Genomic DNA, 15,865 nt, shown 5'->3' on the forward strand with positions numbered 1-15,865 from the left:
CGCTCCCAAAAGCTTAGCAGTTTCAAGACTGTAGCGTGGTCGTTGGCGGAGAGTTCCGACCAATTCCGACCAATTCTCCTCCGCCCTCCGAGAGCGCTGGAAAATGGGTATTGCTTTCTCGTCAGCCAATGCTTGACACCTTTAGGTCGCACGGCCAAGCCTTTGGATACCGGCTGTCCAGCTCAGTTGGCGGAAAGGAAGCCGAAGTAGAAGGGCTACGCTACCGTGGTCACTAAGCATCGTGTTCGACAGCCCTCAACTCAGGTCGTTGATATTTCTAGTTGGGACGTTGACCCGGACTTTCCGACATACCCAGAGGGCAAGCAGCCAAAGAAGCTTCTTGTCTCTCCCGAAGAGGGATTACCGCCGTTCCTATTGCCTGGGCACCGGTATCTTTTTAAGACCCCACGGGGATGGCAGGAGCGTCAGGTCTGGTCAGAACTAATCGCCTACGAACTCTCGCGATGTGCCGACCTCGATGTGCCGCCATGCTTTCTTGCTATCGATGGGAACACCGGTCAAACCGGAGTGCTAGTCGAGTTCTTCTATGGCTATCAGGGGGAGCCAGCACTTCGCTTTATTCCTGGCGCTGACTTTATGCATGCTTGGCGGTCCGGCAGTTATGATCGAAAGCGAGGCCGCCCACATGACGTGAGGTCAAACCTCACGATCGTTCGCAGCTTAGGCATCCCGGCTTATAAGGAGTGGTGGGGGCGTACCTTCCTTTTTGACGCGTTGATTGGAAATGTTGACCGGCACCCAGACAACTGGGGCTTACTGCTACCGTCAGCCATGCCATCACCCGACTACAGGATGGCACCCCTTTTTGATCATGGGTCCAGCCTTAGCTACGGCGACCCCGATGAGCGGCTCCACCAGATAGAACGTGATCTCGATTCCTATATTAAAAGAGGACGTCATCATTGTTGGTGGAGGAACGAGCAGGAGGGTAGCGCACATATTGAATTGTGCGGTTTGTACATCGAGACGTTCAAACCCGCTGGCATGCTAGATGATTTTGTGATTCGATTCTCGGACGAGGCGATCTCTGATGTCCTGGGTTGGTGCCGGAACTTCAACTGCGGCATAGAGTTCTCCCAGGTGCGTGCCGAATTCCTTCGTTCGCTACTGATTCGACGTCGTGAACTCTTAACGGCCTTGTGCGGGGAAAATGAATAACATCATCAGGCACATCGTTGAGCCGACCCGGCTCCTGCTGACGTGGCAGTCTTCTGATGAGAAGGCGACCCGAACTCGGTTCGCTGTTGGCCAAATTGAAAAGAGCCGCGAAATTCTGTTCCGGTATTTCTCGGAGCAGGAGTTTGAGGCCCTGAACGGTCACCCATTAGCTTATGTTCGCGAGCTGGGCTTTTCTCAATATCCAGCTTTTAGTCCCAAAAGCGCCGTCCACGTTGGTGTGCTTGACGCGTTTATGCGCCGTCTGCCCCCGCGCAAGCGAGCGGATTTTGACGACTACACACGGCATTTCCGCCTAGACGCTGGCATGTCAGTTTCAGATTTTGCGCTTCTAGGATTAACAGAAGCAAAGCTTCCTTCAGATGGCTTTGCGATTGTCGACCCGCTCGATGACACGAATAGTCGCCGGGAGCTTGTAGTTGAAGCTGTAGGGCATCGTCACTACGCCGCTACTTGCGATCTGACAGGAGCACTTGGAGAGCCAGTCCGGTTTGAACCAGAGGCGAACAATCCGCATGATTCAAAGGCCGTTATGGTGACAGCGCGGGGCCAAAAGATTGGCTACATCAACCGCTTCCAGTGTGCCGCGTTCCAAGAATGGCTGCGCGGGCAACGTGTCACAGGTTCGATAGATCGCGTAGATCGTGAACACGGGCATCCAAGAGTGCATGTCTTTGTTCGGGTCAAGGCAAACGCGGGCCTCGCTGCCGCCGAATGAAGGGCCGTAGGGTCCTGTTCGTTTCACAGCTACGCCAGCGTCCAAAATTCTCGCCGCAAAAATCTGAGGTGACAGGTCAAAAGGGGAAGCACCCTCGCTCATAAGCGTAGCGGAAGCAATGGCCGAGATTGAGCGGCACATCTAAGGGCGCCCTGGCTCGGAGCGAGCCGTTCGCACGGCGCCAACTGAATGGGCAGCTTCTGGCGATGATAAGCGCCACACGCCCCATGAGAAGCACACCTCCATGACAAAAGGGCGGGCCTTTGTGACTGGCGCCACCTCTCATTCCATCATGAAGATCGTTGGGGTCTCGCGCCCTGTGTGTTCGATGAGATCAAGCGCTTCCGGTGAATCCATGTTCACCGGAAACCCTTTCTCACCACCCCAAAGCCAGGCGAGACTAAGGCCGCCCACCCCGAGTCAGGCCCGGCCGCGCCTGACGCCGGAGGCCAGATCGGCCACAAGGCTCGTGACGGCCGGAACGGTGGCGGCGGTTGCCTTGCCGTCGTCGAGCGAATCACGCACCGCGTTTACCAGAGCCGAACCGACCACCACCCCATCGGCATGGGCTGCGATGGCCGCCGCCTGTTCGCCGGTCTTGACGCCGAACCCGACCATCACCGGCAGCGGCGTATGCGCCTTGATGCGGGCGACCGCGGCGGCAACGTCACCGGCCGCAGCCGACTTGACGCCGGTGACGCCGAGCACCGACACATAATAGACGAAGCCCGAGGAGTTCCGGAGCAGCACCGGCAGACGCTTGTCGTCCGACGTCGGCGTTGCCAAGCGAATGAAGCTGATGCCAGCCCGGATCGCCGGCAGGCACAGCTCTTCGTCCTCTTCCGGCGGCAGGTCGACGACGATCAGGCCGTCGACGCCGGCCGCCTTGGCATCGGCAACGAAGCGCTCGACACCATAGATGTAGATGGGGTTGTAGTATCCCATCAGCACGATGGGCGTCTCGTTGTCGCCGGCGCGGAAGGCGCGGACCTGCTCCAGCGTCTTCACCATGGTCTGACCGGCGGCGAGCGCCCGGATATCGGCGGCCTGGATCGGTGGCCCCTCCGCCATCGGATCGGAGAAGGGCATGCCGAACTCGATGATGTCGGCCCCGGCGCCCGGCAGTGCCTTCAGGATGGACAGCGAGGTCTCAGTATCCGGATCACCGGCCGTGACGAAGGTGACCAGAGCCGCCCGTCCCTCGGCTTTCAGCTTTGCAAGGCGGGTGTCGATACGGGTGACGGGAAGGGAACTCACAGGTCGACTCCCAGGATCTTGCCGACGGTAAAGACGTCCTTGTCGCCGCGACCGGACAGGTTGACGACGATAATCTCATCCTTGGCCATCTGCGGCGCGCGCTTGATCGCTTCGGCCACGGCATGGGCGCTTTCGAGCGCCGGGATGATGCCCTCGACCTTGGTCAGCGTCTGGAAGGCGTCGAGCGCCTCCTGGTCGGTAGCCGGTACGTAGGTGACGCGGCCGGTGTCGCTCAGCCAGGAGTGCTCGGGGCCGATGCCGGGATAGTCGAGGCCGGCGGAAATCGAGTGCCCCTCGAGAATCTGGCCATCATCATCCTGCAGCAGGTAGGTGCGGTTGCCGTGCAGCACGCCCGGCTTGCCACCGTTCAACGACGCGGCATGGCCATTGTAGACCTGCATGCCGTGACCGCCCGCCTCGACGCCAACAATGCGAACGTCGGGATCGTCGAGGAAGGGGTGGAAGATGCCGATGGCGTTGGAGCCGCCGCCAACGGCGGCGATGATCATGTCGGGCAGCCGCCCCTCGACCGCCATGATCTGCTCGCGCGTCTCGTTGCCGATCACCGACTGGAAGTCGCGCACCATGGACGGATAGGGATGAGGGCCAGCCGCGGTACCGATCATGTAGTAGGTCGTCTCGACGTTGGTCACCCAGTCGCGCATCGCCTCGTTCATGGCATCCTTCAGCGTGCCATTGCCGGAGGTGACCGGATGGACCTCCGCTCCCAGAAGCTCCATGCGGAAGACGTTGGGCTTCTGCCGCTCGACGTCGGTGGCGCCCATGTAGACTTCGCATGGATAGCCGAAGCGGGCGCAGACGGTGGCCGAGGCAACGCCATGCTGGCCGGCGCCGGTTTCGGCGATGATGCGCGTCTTGCCCATGCGGCGGGCGAGCAGGATCTGCCCAAGGCAGTTGTTGATCTTGTGACTGCCGGTGTGGTTGAGCTCTTCGCGCTTCAGATAGATCTTGGCGCCGCCGAGGTGGGCGGAGAGACGCTCGGCGAAATAGAGCGGGCTTGGCCGACCGGTGTAGGTGGCGTGCAGCGCCTTGAGCTCGCCCTGAAAGGCCGGATCGGCCTTGGCGGCCTCGTAGGCCTGATCGAGTTCGAGAATCAGCGGCATCAACGTCTCGGCGACGTAGCGACCGCCGAAAATGCCGAAATGGCCGCGCTCGTCCGGGCCGGTCCGGTAGGAGTTCAGCGTCGTCGCCTCTTTCATCGTCACCCCTCTTCATTCGCTGCGCGTGCCGCCGCCACGAAGGCGCGGATGCGAGTCTCGTTCTTCTTGCCCGGCGCGCTCTCGACGCCCGACGAAACGTCAACGCCGAAGGGGCGCACCCTTCGCACCGCATCTTCGACGTTGGTAGGATCAAGGCCGCCGGAAAGCAAGAAGGGCGTCGGCGCCCCCGCCAGCAGCGACCAGTCGAACGTGACGCCCAACCCGCCTGGACGAGTCGCGTCCTTCGGCGGCTTGGCGTCGTAGAGCAAGAGATCAGCGGTCCCGGCATAAGGACGGGCCGCCGCCACGTCCTCGGCGGAGCCGATCCCAAGGGCCTTGATCACCATCAATCCGAGGCGTCGCCGTACATCGGCAGTCCGTTCCGGCGTTTCGCGACCGTGCAGCTGGATGGCGTCCGGGGCAATCGTCGCAACGAGATGGTCGAGAAGATCGTCGGTGGCATCGACGGTCAGAACGACCGTTTTGGCGCGCCCGCCTACCTGACGGGCGAGAGCCGCGGCGATCTCGGCGGTGACATGGCGCGGGCTTTTCGGGAAATGCACGAAGCCCACGAGATCGGCGTCGGCGGAAAGCGCCCATTCCAGGCTTTCCGGCGTGGAGAGACCGCAGATCTTGACGAGGAACGGGGACATCTGGACCACAGCCTGAAGGACAGCGGCGACCCGAGGCCGCCGCAAGTCCGCTCGAAGAGAATGCCGCCCCCGTCAGGCGCCGGTAAAGGCGCGTGGAGCGGCGGAGACCAGCGACGGGGTCGAGCCCGTCACCTCGTAGACGGCGAGCCCGCGATCGTTGGTGCCGAAGGCATTGAAGCGGAACAGGCCGTTGACCGAGGACAGGAACCCCTCGGGGTTGGTGATAACCGAGAGCTGGAAGCGCTGGGCGCCGGCCGTCTTCGTCAGGCCGGCAGCCAATACAACCGCATCATAGGCGAGCGAAGCGGTGAGCGGCGGCTCGCTACCATAGGTGGCCCGGTACCGACTGGCGAAGGCCGAGAAGCCGGATATCTCCGGCGACGGGAACCAGCCGCCCGTGAGCGCCGGATCGTTGTAGACGGCCGGATCGTTCCAGACACCGGTGCCGAGCAACTTGATCCGGGAAAGATCCACGCCAGCGCTTCGCAGCGAACGGGCAATGTTCGGCGCCACGCCTGCCCCCTCGGGCACAAGGAGGCAATCGATCTGCGCGGCGACGGCCGCGACCGCAGCCACCGCCTTCGCCTCCCCGCCGGCAGCGAAGCGCTCGACGGTCACGACACGCATGCCGTAGCGGCCCGCTTCCTGGCGCAGCGCCGCCTCGGCGAGGTTACCGAAAGCGCTCTGCGACATGATGGCGGCGATCGACTTGCGACCCGATTTGGCTGCCTCCGCGACGACGCGGCGCACCTGACCGTCGACCAGGAAACCAAGGATGTAGACGCCGGCGGCCGCCACGGAAGGATCGGAGGAAAAGGCAATCACCGGCACGGAGGCCGCGCGCGCCACCGGACCGACACCACCCACCTCGGCGGCAAAGATCGGTCCGATGATCAGCTCCGCACCTTCGGAAATGGCTTGGCGCGCCGCTTCGGCCGCGCCTTCGGCGGTGCCGCGCGTGTCCTTCACCAGAACGGTGAGATCATTGCCCGAGAAGTCGTTGAGACCGAGAGACGCCGCATTCTGCATCGCCACGGCCAGTGCGGCGCCATTACCCGGCGCCGTCTTGGGCAGCAGGAGCGCAACACGCACCGTGCCGGTGCCCAGCACCTCGCCCGATATGGCCGGGCCGGTCGGCGCCGGCAGGAAGCCTTCGCCGCTCGGCCGGCTCGTCGGAGAACAAGCAGCGAGCGCCGCGCCGCCCATCAGGACAAGCACGAGACGTCGGTTCAGCCCGGTTGTCTCCAAACGCTGGTCGCTCATCTCCGGGGACTCAGCCGTGCCAGCCACGCCGCTCGCAACCCTGCCATCGTCACGGGTCATCATCTTACCTTCCGCCGCAAAAGCATCGGCGCCATTTCAATGACAAATGACCGTAGATGCAACTCCTTACATGCCATTTACCGGTGGAGAGGCGAGGAATCGGCCCGGACGGCTCGATTTTCCCGCCGAAGTGTGGTTTTGGGAGCTAGAAAGTACGGCGCCTGGACGCCGGCCAAGGGAATTTCATGATCAGGCACATCGTCTATTTCTCCGTTCGTTCCACCGACGATCGCCAGCGTGTCCTTGAGGGACTTCGTCTGCTTGAGGCCAATCCGCACGCTCTCATTCTCGAGGTGGAAGAGAACCTGAAGCTTGACAGCATTGGCAATGAAGTCGACTTCGTGGTCTACGGTGAGTTTGCCGATGCTACCGCCCTCGATGCCTTCAAGGCGCATCCGAGCTACGAGGCTTCGATCGCCGCGGTTCGGCCGCTTCGCGAACTCAGGATGGCGGCCGACGTCGTTGCCAGAACGGAACGGCAATCGTCATGAGCGAGGCAGGCGGCAAGACCACCACGACGGGTTACGCCATCGACGGCACTGCTTTTGCCGGCAAGCCGGTCGAGCCGGGCCTTTATCCGGTGGCAACGCCGATCGGCAACCTCTCGGACATTTCGCTCCGGGCGCTCGACGTAATAGCCGGCGCCGACCTCATCGTCTGCGAGGATAGCCGCGTCACCGCTGTCCTCCTCGACCGCTACGGCATCAGGAAACCGCTTGCCATCTACCACGAACACAACGCCGTTCGCGAACGGCCGCGCCTTCTGGCCATGCTCCGAGGCGGCATGCGCCTGGCGTTGGTGTCCGACGCCGGCACGCCACTGATCTCCGACCCCGGCTACAAGCTGGTGGAAGAAGCTCTCGCCGAAGGCATCCGCGTCACTCCCATCCCTGGCGCCTCGGCCATCCTGTCGGCGCTAGTGGCCGCCGGCCTGCCGACCGACACCTTCCTTTTCCTCGGCTTCTTGCCGCACAAGGCCGGTGCCCGGCGCAATCGCCTGGGCGAGTTCCGGGCGGTTCCGGCGACGCTGGTGGTCTACGAGTCGCCGCACCGAGCGGCCGAAACACTCGCCGACATGGCCGAAGTATTGGGACAAGACCGGCCGGCGGCGCTCTGCCGCGAACTGACCAAGCGCTTCGAGGAAGTTCGGCGCGGTTCGCTGTCCGAACTGGCGAAAGGCGCCGAGGCCGGTCCGCCGCGCGGCGAGATCGTTCTGGTGGTCGGGGCGCCGCTCGGCGACGAGGCCGGCGAAGCCGACCTGGAGGCGCTGCTGACCGCGGCTCTCGAAACCCAGGGCGCCGGACAGGCCGCGGCTGAGGTGGCCAAGGCCACCGGACGGCCGCGCAAGGAACTCTATGCCCTGGCCCTCAAGCTCAAGGCGATCATCGATGCCGGTGGTGGTGACGATGACGCCCCGCCGACCGGGAACTGAACCAGCAGGAGAAACGAGATGCCGCCGATCGATCTTCTGATCGCCTTTCTTGTGTCGACGGCGCTGTTCGCATTCGTCCCCGGCCCGGCGATGCTCTATGCTGCCGCCCGCACGCTTGCCGGCGGTAGACGGGCCGGCCTGATGGCCGCTCTCGGCGTGCACGTCGGCGGTTACGCCCACGTGCTTGCCGCGACGATGGGTCTGTCAGTGCTGTTTCACGCCGTTCCCGTCGCCTACACGATCGTGAAGCTGGGTGGCGCCGCCTATCTGATCGTCATGGGATGGCGTCTCGCCACCGCCGGGCACGGGGGTGCCGCCACGGATGGTACCGGTCAAGGCGAACCCAGACGCGCCTTCGCCCAAAGCGTTCTTGTCGAGCTGCTCAACCCGAAGACGGCGGTTTTCTTCCTCGCCTTTCTTCCGCAGTTCGTCAGCGCCCAAGCCGTAGCGCCGCTGTGGCTGCAGTTTTTCTTCCTTGGCGTGATCACCAACGTCATGTTCTCTCTCGCCGACCTCGTCGCGGTCATCGGCGCCAGCGGCATCCTGTCCAGCCTCCGATCCTCTCCGTCGTGGGGAAAATGGCTCAGGCGGGCGGGCGGCTCGCTGCTCATCGGCCTTGGCGCCCGCCTCGCGCTGGAAAGAGGCTAGGCATGCCCGTCGACCGCCGGGCCAGCCATGCACGCGGCCTCGTGGCCGAAGGCATCGCCGCTTGGCTGCTGCGCCTCAAAGGCTATCGTGTGCTGGCAACCCGCTATCGTACGCCGCTCGGCGAGATCGACATTGTAGCCCGACGCGGCAAGGTGTTGGCCTTCGTGGAAGTGAAGGCGCGACCCACCGTCGAGGCCGGTCTCGAAGCCATCGCCGCCGAAGGCTATCGCCGCATCGAGGCGGCCGCCGATCTCTACCTGTCCCGACATCCGCAGTTCGTCGATTTCACGCTGCGCTTCGACCTCGTGGTGGTCAGTCCGCGCCGCTGGCCGCACCACCTCGAGAACGCGTTTTCGTGAAGCGCTTTCCCGTTGCACGCCGATCGGAAGCCGCCCATAAACGGCGGCATCCCGTTTCCGAAGACGAGTTGTCGCCATGAGCCTTTCCGTCGCCGTCCAGATGGACCACATCGCCTCGATCCGCCTCGCCGGCGACTCCACCTTCGCGCTGATGCTGGAGGCGCAGAAGCGAGGCCATAGCCTCTTCCACTACACCCCGGACAAGCTGACTCTCCGATCGGGCCGCGTCACCGCCGCGATCGAGCCGGTGGCGGTGCGCGACGAACCAGGCAATCACTTCACGCTCGGTTCGCCCGAGAAGACCGACCTTTCGACGCTCGACGTGGTGCTGCTTCGGCAGGATCCGCCCTTCGACATGGCCTACCTTTCCACAACCTACATGCTCGAACGCATTCACCCGGGGACGCTGGTGGTCAACGATCCGGCCGAGGTGCGCGACGCACCGGAGAAGCTCCTGGTGATGAACTACCCCGAGCTGATGCCGGAGACGATCATCACACGAGATCCGGACGAGATTCGGGCCTTCCGGGCCGAGTTCGGCGATATCGTGCTGAAGCCTCTCTACGGCGCCGGCGGTCAGGGCGTCTACCATGTGAAGCCTGACGACGACAATTTCGGCGCTTTTCTCGAACTGTTCCTGACGCAGTCGCGCGATCCGTTCATCGCCCAGCGCTATCTGCCCGCCATTCGGGCCGGAGACAAGCGGATCATTCTCGTCGACGGCAAGTTCGCCGGCCTCGTCAACCGCGTGCCGGCGGAGGGCGATCTCCGCTCGAACATGGTGCGCGGCGGAGCGGCTGCCAGCACCGAGGTGAGCAAGCGCGACCTAGAGATTTGCGAGGCGATCGGGCCGGAGCTCAGGGATCGCGGCCTGATCTTCGTCGGCATCGACGTCATCGGCGACAAGCTGACCGAGATCAACGTGACATCGCCGACCGGCATCCGGGCCATCAGGCGCCTCGGCGGTCCCGATGTGGCGGCGTTGGTGTGGGACGCCATCGAGTCACATTTCTAAGCCCGAGAGATCAGAACTTCTCGTCGGGATAGACGCCCCAGAGTGAGGCTTGGGCGATCCAGCCGGAGAAGCCCTTACCGTCGAGCCGACACCAGGTGCCATCGCATTTCTCGACCGGCGCCTGAACCTTCGGCTCGACGCGCGCGGTGACACGGCTCGTCTCGTCCGGGTCGGAATGGAGATCGATCATCGTCTTGTCGGCGGCCCAGGGCGCGACGATGGCCGTTCGCGTGCCGGAGAGCAGCGAATGAAACACCCAGCCCTCGCCGCCTTCGAAGTCGCGGATGCGCCGCCAGTTTTCGAACTCCTGGGTGATCTCCACCGGCATGCCAGCTCGCACGTAGCGCCAGATCACCGCCTGATCGCGCGATGGCCCCTGACGAACGTTGACCGAGTCCGATTTGAGGCTGACGAAGCGCGGCACCGGCAGGCCGGAGCTGCCGACGGTTTGCGCCAACGAGGGGCTCGCGAGCATCAGTCCCGCGGCCAGAATCGCCGCTGCCCGTGACCTCGCCGCCCCCATCGTCGTCCACCTTCCATGCCAGAACACCCGCCGTTCAAAACGACGGCGCTCCTCTCAATGGTTACCGGTCGAAGTTAACGTCGCGTCAACGCCGCCGTCGCATGGAATGATCCGGATCGGACCTCCGCCGGATTGACGCCCGGCAAAGGGTGGCCGACACTCGCCGCGACAGGCTGCCGCCTGCCGGTGGCCCCAAGGAAGGACGGAACGAAGCTATGGCCGGCAAGAAGCCCGTGGTGGTGGTGACGCGCAAACTGCCCGACGTTGTCGAGGCGCGGATGCGCGAGTTGTTCGACGTCCGCCTCAACCCGAATGATCAGCCGATGACGCAGGCCGAACTCGTCGAGGCCAGCCGCGTGGCCGACGTTCTGGTGCCGACCGTCACCGATCGTGTCGACAGCGGCGTGATTGCCCAGGCCGGACCAAGCCTGAAACTGATTGCGAACTTCGGCAACGGCGTCGACAACATCGACGTCATCAAGGCGACCGAACGCGGGATCGCCGTCACCAACACGCCCGGCGTTCTCACCGAGGACACGGCCGACATGACCATGGCTCTGATCCTCGCCGTGCCGCGTCACATGGCCGAGGGCATGCGGGCGCTCCAGGCTGGAGAATGGCAGGGGTGGTCGCCAACGGGCATGCTTGGCAGCCGCCTTCGCGGCAAGAAGCTCGGCATCGTCGGCATGGGACGCATCGGTCAGGCCGTCGCGCGCCGCGCCGGCGCCTTCGGCCTTTCGGTCTTCTACCACAACCGCCATCGCCTGGCCTCTGAGACCGAGGACAAGCTCGCCGCCACCTGGTGCGAGAGCCTCGATCAGATGTTGAACCGAATGGACATCGTCACCGTCCATTGCCCGCATACGCCGGCGACCTACCACCTCCTGTCGGCGCGGCGGCTGAAGCTGATGCGCCCGGAGGCCTATCTCATCAACACCGCCCGAGGCGAAATCGTCGACGAGGCGGCGCTGACGCGCATGCTGGTCGCCGGCGAGCTCGCCGGTGCGGGCCTGGACGTCTACGAGCAGGAGCCGTCGATCAACCCGAAGCTCGTCAAGTGTGGCCGCGCATTGCTGTTGCCGCACATGGGTTCAGCCACCATCGAGAGCCGCATCGAGATGGGCGAGAAGGTGATCGTCAACATCCGCGCCTTCATGGACGAGCACCATCTGCCCGACCGCGTGCTGCCGGCCATGCTTTGATTCCGGCCTCAGTCGTCGGCGGGCCTCCGGCCCTTAGGCTTCCGCTCCGCTAGACGCATTCGAGACGCTTCGTGTCTCGGATGCCGCTTCGCGCGGCGCCCTCGGCGCCGGAAGCCGCTGATGCGGCTTCAGCTTGATCAGGTTGGACTCAGGCCGGCAGCTTCAGGCCGCTGTCGCGGGCGAGCTGGGCGAGGTTCACCGCCGGGCGCGGGCCGATGTGGCCGACGCACTCGCCGCCTGCGAGACAACCAAGACGGGTTGCCTCGGCGAGCGCAAGACCGCGCGAGCGAGCGTAGAGAAAGCCGGCGGCAAACTGATCGCCCGCACCGGTCATGTCGACCAACTCGTCCACCGCCGAAGCCGGCGCCGAGACCAGTTCGTCACCCTCGAAGGCAAGCGCGCCATCGCCGCCCAATGTCACCGCCGCCGCCTTGCAATCGCGCCGGAGACAGCTGACGGCGGTGTCGAGATCGTGCGTCTCGTAAAGCGCCTTGGCCTCTTCCTTGTTGGCGAAGACGAGGTCGACGGTGCCGGAGCGCATCAGGTCCAGGAACTCGGCACGGAAGCGATCGACGCAGAAGCTGTCGGAAAGGGTGATCGAGGCAAGGCGGCCGTGCGCATGGGCGATGGCCGCCGCCTTGCGGAAAGCCTCCTTGGCTGCCGGCGGGTCCCAAAGGAATCCTTCCAGATAGGTGTATCGAGCGGCAGCCACCGTCTTCTCTTCGATGTCGTCGACCGTCAGGTGATGACAGGCGCCGAGATAGGTGTTCATGGTCCGCTCGCTGTCCGGCGTGATCAGGATCATGCAGCGCGCGGTCGGAGCGCCGTCGAACAGCGGTCGCGTCTCGAAGTGGACGCCCTGGGAACGGATGTCGTGCGTGAACACCTCGCCGAATGCGTCGGTCGCCACCTTGCCGATATAGGCGGCACGGCCGCCGAACGAGGCGACACCGGCGGCCGTGTTGGCTGCCGAGCCTCCCGAGGCCTCGACGGCCGGTCCCATCATGTCGTAGATGCGCCCGGCTTCCTCGGCATCGATCAATCGCATCATGCCCTTGGTAACGCCGAGCCTCACCAATGTATCCTCTTCGGTGGGAGAGAGAATGTCGACGATGGCGTTGCCGATGGTCAGCACATCGAAATCGAGGCTCATGGGAAAAACGTCTCCTTTGTCCGGCATTGACGCGGACGGCTCTTCCATTTGGCCTAGACCATTCCCAAGTGACCGGCAAGCCGCGCCAATACGGCATCGAATGGAGATTTCCAAGAATGTTGAACGCCGTGCTGACAGCGCTTCGCGACATCCCGACACCGCCCTTCCGGTCGGTATTGTGGAAGTCGATCGGCTTGACACTGGCCCTGCTCGCCGTCGTCTGGATCGGCACCTTCGCCGCGGCGGACTACCTCATAGCCATGCTTCCGACCGAATGGCATACGGCGGCCGACTGGTTGGCCGGTCTCCTCCTGTTCGTCGGCCTCGGCTTTCTGGTGGCGCCGGTGGCGGCACTGTTCGCCGGCCTTTATGCCGATGAAGTCGCGGAGGTCGTGGAGCAGACACGCTATCCTTTCGACCGGCCCGGCGTATCCCAACCGTTGATGACCGGGCTTCTTTCGGCGTTGCGCTTTACCGGCTTCGTGTTGCTGGTCAACGTCGCCATGCTGCCGCTTCTGTTCCTGCCCGGCATCAACGTGCCAATCTTCCTCGTCGTGAATGCCTATCTCCTGGGCCGGGAGTACTTCGAACAGGTAGCCATGCGGTTTCGTCCTCCGGCGGAGGCGCGGGCTCTCCGAAGCGCCCATTCCGGGAAGGTCATGCTGGGCGGGCTGACCATAGCCGCCGTGCTTGCCGTGCCCATCGTCAACATCCTGACGCCGCTCTATGCGACGGCGCTGATGGTCCACGTGATGAAGCTCACCGAGCGACAAGACCGGACCTGACGGCCGGTCAAACCGGCGGCGTTCCGTTGTCGGCCAGCACCTCGCCGGCGAGATAGAGCGAGCCACAGATCAGGATGCGCGGCGCGGGGCCGGACCAGGTGTCGCGAAGATGAGACAGCGCGGCGTCGACCCCGGTGGTGGCCATGGCGGTGACACCGGCGCCGCGCGCTTCACCAGCGAGTGCCTGCGGTTCGCGTGCCGCATCCGATCCACGAATGGGCACCGTATAGACGCGTCGGGCGAGGCCGGCGAATGCCTCGAAGAAGCCGATCGGGTCCTTGGTGGCCAGCATGCCGGCGATGAGAACCAGTGGCCGCGCGACACGCTCCTCAAGATCGGCCATCGCCGAAGCGATCACCTCGCCAGCGCCGGGATTGTGGCCGCCATCGAGCCAGATCTCCGCTCCCTGCGGCGCGGCGTCGACAATGGCGCCTGCCGTCAGGCGCTGAAGGCGTGCCGGCCATTCGACACGCTCCATCCCTCGTTCGAAGGCGTCGTGTCCCGCACGGAAGCCGGCGGCCCGCACCGCGGCGATGGCCGTGCCGGCATTGACAACCTGATGGCCGCCGGGAAGACGGGGCCTCGGCAGATCCAATAGGCCATCGATATCCTGGAACACCAAGCGACCATGTTCCTCGTACGCCGTCCAATCCTGGCCGCCAATCATCAACGCTCCCGCGCCGACTTCGGCCGCCACGCGCTCGACCACGGCCACGACGCCATCGATGTTCGGTGACAACACGACCGGTGCGCCGGCCTTGATGATGCCGGCCTTCTCAAAGGCGATCTTCTCGACGGTATTGCCGAGATAGGCCTGGTGATCGAGTGAGATCGACGTGATGACGGACACCGCCGGGCGATCGATCACGTTGGTGGAATCGAAACGGCCGCCAAGGCCGACCTCAAGCAGCAGCGCATCGGCCGGCCGCTCGGCAAACAGCAGGAAACCTGCTGCCGTCAGAAGCTCGAACACCGTGATCGCCTCGTCGCCGTTCGCCTTCTCGGTACGGGCCAGCGCATCGGCAAAGGGTTCGTCCTCAACGAAGCTCGACCTACCCGGCCCGTCGGCAAGACGAAAACGCTCATTGTAGCGAACAAGATGCGGCGAGGTGTCGGCATGGACCCGGAGGCCCTCGGCCTCCAGAATCGCCCGAAGGAACGCAACTGTCGAGCCCTTTCCGTTGGTGCCCGCGATGTGAAAGACCGGCGGCAGGCGACGCTCCGGATTACCGAGCGCGCCAAGCAGGCGGCGAATGCGGCCGAGCGAAAGGTCGAAGCCTTTAGGCCAACGGGCACCGAGGCGGTCGATGATGTCGAGCGGCGTTTCCATGGCAGCGGTCCGGATGCGGGCGGGTCGCCCGAAAGACACGCGCCGCCCTGACGGCGGCGCGATGAACTGGAAAAAACGAGGCCGCACCCCGTCAGGCAGGGACGAGCGCGGAGCCCTTGGCGTGGGTAAGCAGGCGAACCAGGCGACCGATGGTGGCGCGCAACTCGTGCCGGTGCACCACGAGGTCGACCATGCCGTGCTCGTGGAGATACTCGGAGCGCTGGAAGCCTTCCGGCAACTTCTCTCGAATGGTCTGCTCGATGACGCGAGGACCGGCAAAGCCGATCAGCGCGCCCGGTTCGGCGAGATGAACGTCGCCCAGCATGGCATAGGAGGCGGTAACGCCGCCGAGCGTCGGGTTGGTCAGCACGACGATGTAGGGCAGGCCCGCCTCGCGCAACATCTCGACGGCCACAGTGGTGCGCGGCATCTGCATCAGCGACAGAATGCCTTCCTGCATGCGGGCGCCACCTGAAGCGGTGAACATGACGAAGGCTGCCGAGCGGGCCACGGCTTCTTCCATGCCGCGAATGATCGCCTCGCCGGCGGCGGTGCCGAGCGAACCGCCCATGAAGTCGAAGTCCTGCACCGCGGCAACCACCGCGTTGCCCTCGACCCGACCGGCGCCGACCAGAACGGCATCATCGTTGCCGGTCTTGGCGCGTGAGTCGCGCAGACGATCGACATAGCGCTTCTCGTCGCGGAACTTGAGCGGATCCTGCGTCACGGCCGGAGTCGACAGGGCCTCGTAGTCGCCCTCGTCGAACAGCTGCACGAAGCGCTCCTTCGGAGGCATGCGCATGTGATAGCCGGAGTTGGGGATCACCCACTGGTTGGCTTCGAGGTCGCGGTGGAAAACCATCTCGCCCGTCTCGGGGCACTTCACCCAGAGATTCTCCGGCACGTCGCGCTTGGCGGACCAGAGGGAACGGATTTTCGGGCGGACGACGTTGTTGATCCAGTTCACGGGGAGTTTCGACCTTTGCTCGCGGAACGCCGGCCGGCCATGCCGTTCCCGGCGCGGAACCGGCCGCAGCCAGCCTCGGGGCG

At 64.3% G+C, this 15,865-nt stretch carries 17 protein-coding genes; 9 read left to right on the plus strand and 8 right to left on the minus strand.

The window, feature by feature from the left end:
• Positions 1-225 precede the first annotated feature (225 nt).
• Entirely contained in the window at positions 226-1,179 is a 954-nt protein-coding gene (locus M4J39_RS23100; RefSeq protein WP_371875464.1) for a HipA domain-containing protein, read from the plus strand.
• Positions 1,172-1,915, plus strand: a complete 744-nt coding sequence (locus tag M4J39_RS15630; RefSeq protein WP_251729336.1) for an HIRAN domain-containing protein — start codon at positions 1,172-1,174, stop codon at positions 1,913-1,915. Before M4J39_RS23100 ends, M4J39_RS15630 begins: the two co-directional genes overlap by 8 nt.
• Positions 1,916-2,335: 420 nt before the next feature.
• Here the strand turns inward: M4J39_RS15630 and trpA are convergent, their stop codons facing one another.
• The 4 genes from trpA to M4J39_RS15650 form a co-directional block, all read right to left on the minus strand.
• Positions 2,336-3,172: a tryptophan synthase subunit alpha gene (gene trpA, locus M4J39_RS15635; protein ID WP_251729337.1), complete on the minus strand. Its 837-nt coding sequence runs from the start codon at positions 3,170-3,172 to the stop codon at positions 2,336-2,338.
• Positions 3,169-4,392, minus strand: coding sequence for a tryptophan synthase subunit beta (gene trpB / locus M4J39_RS15640; RefSeq protein WP_251729338.1), 1,224 nt, complete (start codon positions 4,390-4,392; stop codon positions 3,169-3,171). Before trpB ends, trpA begins: the two co-directional genes overlap by 4 nt.
• A gap of 2 nt (positions 4,393-4,394) precedes the next feature.
• Entirely contained in the window at positions 4,395-5,045 is a 651-nt protein-coding gene (locus M4J39_RS15645) for a phosphoribosylanthranilate isomerase (protein WP_251729339.1), read from the minus strand.
• Positions 5,046-5,117: 72 nt separating this feature from the next.
• Positions 5,118-6,371 carry a penicillin-binding protein activator gene (locus tag M4J39_RS15650; protein ID WP_251729340.1) on the minus strand — a complete coding sequence of 418 codons (1,254 nt, stop codon included), beginning with the start codon at positions 6,369-6,371 and terminating at the stop codon, positions 5,118-5,120.
• Between the two features lie 182 nt (positions 6,372-6,553).
• On the opposite strand from M4J39_RS15650, the gene M4J39_RS15655 reads away from it, so the two are divergent.
• The 5 genes from M4J39_RS15655 (at position 6,554) to gshB (ending at position 9,822) form a co-directional block, all read left to right on the plus strand.
• Positions 6,554-6,859 carry a Dabb family protein gene (locus tag M4J39_RS15655; RefSeq protein ID WP_251729341.1) on the plus strand — a complete coding sequence of 102 codons (306 nt, stop codon included), beginning with the start codon at positions 6,554-6,556 and terminating at the stop codon, positions 6,857-6,859.
• Positions 6,856-7,800 carry a 16S rRNA (cytidine(1402)-2'-O)-methyltransferase gene (gene rsmI / locus M4J39_RS15660; protein WP_251729342.1) on the plus strand — a complete coding sequence of 315 codons (945 nt, stop codon included), beginning with the start codon at positions 6,856-6,858 and terminating at the stop codon, positions 7,798-7,800. The genes M4J39_RS15655 and rsmI overlap by 4 nt, the downstream gene beginning before the upstream one ends.
• 18 nt (positions 7,801-7,818) lie before the next feature.
• Complete coding sequence (locus M4J39_RS15665; protein ID WP_251729343.1) at positions 7,819-8,448, plus strand: LysE family translocator; 630 nt, start codon at positions 7,819-7,821, stop codon at positions 8,446-8,448.
• Positions 8,449-8,450: 2 nt separating this feature from the next.
• On the plus strand, positions 8,451-8,807 hold the full coding sequence (locus tag M4J39_RS15670) for a YraN family protein (protein WP_251729344.1): 357 nt from the start codon (positions 8,451-8,453) through the stop codon (positions 8,805-8,807).
• Between the two features lie 76 nt (positions 8,808-8,883).
• A complete protein-coding gene (gshB, locus tag M4J39_RS15675) occupies positions 8,884-9,822 on the plus strand; it encodes a glutathione synthase (RefSeq protein WP_251729345.1) in 939 nt (312 codons plus the stop codon).
• 10 nt (positions 9,823-9,832) lie between these two features.
• On the opposite strand, the gene M4J39_RS15680 is transcribed toward gshB, so the two are convergent.
• Positions 9,833-10,297, minus strand: a complete 465-nt coding sequence (locus M4J39_RS15680; protein WP_251729346.1) for an SH3 domain-containing protein — start codon at positions 10,295-10,297, stop codon at positions 9,833-9,835.
• 263 nt (positions 10,298-10,560) lie between these two features.
• On the opposite strand from M4J39_RS15680, the gene M4J39_RS15685 reads away from it, so the two are divergent.
• Positions 10,561-11,547: a D-glycerate dehydrogenase gene (locus tag M4J39_RS15685; protein ID WP_251729347.1), complete on the plus strand. Its 987-nt coding sequence runs from the start codon at positions 10,561-10,563 to the stop codon at positions 11,545-11,547.
• A 148-nt stretch (positions 11,548-11,695) separates the two neighbouring features.
• On the opposite strand, the gene M4J39_RS15690 is transcribed toward M4J39_RS15685, so the two are convergent.
• The gene (locus M4J39_RS15690; RefSeq protein WP_251729348.1) at positions 11,696-12,700 is read right to left on the minus strand and encodes an adenosine kinase; all 1,005 of its coding nucleotides are present in this window, start codon (positions 12,698-12,700) and stop codon (positions 11,696-11,698) included.
• A 116-nt stretch (positions 12,701-12,816) separates the two neighbouring features.
• Here M4J39_RS15690 and M4J39_RS15695 point away from each other — a divergent pair, with 116 nt between their 5' ends.
• Positions 12,817-13,485, plus strand: coding sequence for a sulfate transporter family protein (locus M4J39_RS15695; protein ID WP_251729349.1), 669 nt, complete (start codon positions 12,817-12,819; stop codon positions 13,483-13,485).
• A 7-nt stretch (positions 13,486-13,492) separates the two neighbouring features.
• Here M4J39_RS15695 and M4J39_RS15700 read toward each other — a convergent pair whose 3' ends face one another.
• Both M4J39_RS15700 and accD read right to left on the minus strand, forming a co-directional pair.
• Positions 13,493-14,815 carry a folylpolyglutamate synthase/dihydrofolate synthase family protein gene (locus tag M4J39_RS15700; protein WP_251729350.1) on the minus strand — a complete coding sequence of 441 codons (1,323 nt, stop codon included), beginning with the start codon at positions 14,813-14,815 and terminating at the stop codon, positions 13,493-13,495.
• A gap of 91 nt (positions 14,816-14,906) precedes the next feature.
• On the minus strand, positions 14,907-15,782 hold the full coding sequence (gene accD, locus M4J39_RS15705) for an acetyl-CoA carboxylase, carboxyltransferase subunit beta (protein WP_251729351.1): 876 nt from the start codon (positions 15,780-15,782) through the stop codon (positions 14,907-14,909).
• Positions 15,783-15,865 lie beyond the last annotated feature (83 nt).

It is taken from the genome of Pleomorphomonas sp. NRK KF1, from assembly GCF_023721755.1.
GTDB lineage: Bacteria > Pseudomonadota > Alphaproteobacteria > Rhizobiales > Pleomorphomonadaceae > Pleomorphomonas.

Bases quoted from the DNA above. Each gene is read 5' to 3' on its own strand.
- M4J39_RS15685 (WP_251729347.1), top strand. From the start codon at position 10,561: ATGGCCGGCAAGAAGCCCGTGGTGGTGGTGACGCGCAAACTGCCCGAC.
- rsmI (WP_251729342.1), top strand. From the start codon at position 6,856: ATGAGCGAGGCAGGCGGCAAGACCACCACGACGGGTTACGCCATCGAC.
- gshB (WP_251729345.1), top strand. From the start codon at position 8,884: ATGAGCCTTTCCGTCGCCGTCCAGATGGACCACATCGCCTCGATCCGC.
- M4J39_RS15665 (WP_251729343.1), top strand. From the start codon at position 7,819: ATGCCGCCGATCGATCTTCTGATCGCCTTTCTTGTGTCGACGGCGCTG.
- M4J39_RS15655 (WP_251729341.1), top strand. From the start codon at position 6,554: ATGATCAGGCACATCGTCTATTTCTCCGTTCGTTCCACCGACGATCGC.
- M4J39_RS15695 (WP_251729349.1), top strand. From the start codon at position 12,817: ATGTTGAACGCCGTGCTGACAGCGCTTCGCGACATCCCGACACCGCCC.
- trpB (WP_251729338.1), bottom strand. From the start codon at position 4,392: ATGAAAGAGGCGACGACGCTGAACTCCTACCGGACCGGCCCGGACGAG.
- M4J39_RS15690 (WP_251729348.1), bottom strand. From the start codon at position 12,700: ATGAGCCTCGATTTCGATGTGCTGACCATCGGCAACGCCATCGTCGAC.
- M4J39_RS15645 (WP_251729339.1), bottom strand. From the start codon at position 5,045: ATGTCCCCGTTCCTCGTCAAGATCTGCGGTCTCTCCACGCCGGAAAGC.
- M4J39_RS15670 (WP_251729344.1), top strand. From the start codon at position 8,451: ATGCCCGTCGACCGCCGGGCCAGCCATGCACGCGGCCTCGTGGCCGAA.
- M4J39_RS15630 (WP_251729336.1), top strand. From the start codon at position 1,172: ATGAATAACATCATCAGGCACATCGTTGAGCCGACCCGGCTCCTGCTG.
- M4J39_RS15650 (WP_251729340.1), bottom strand. From the start codon at position 6,371: ATGATGACCCGTGACGATGGCAGGGTTGCGAGCGGCGTGGCTGGCACG.
- M4J39_RS15700 (WP_251729350.1), bottom strand. From the start codon at position 14,815: ATGGAAACGCCGCTCGACATCATCGACCGCCTCGGTGCCCGTTGGCCT.
- M4J39_RS15680 (WP_251729346.1), bottom strand. From the start codon at position 10,297: ATGCTCGCGAGCCCCTCGTTGGCGCAAACCGTCGGCAGCTCCGGCCTG.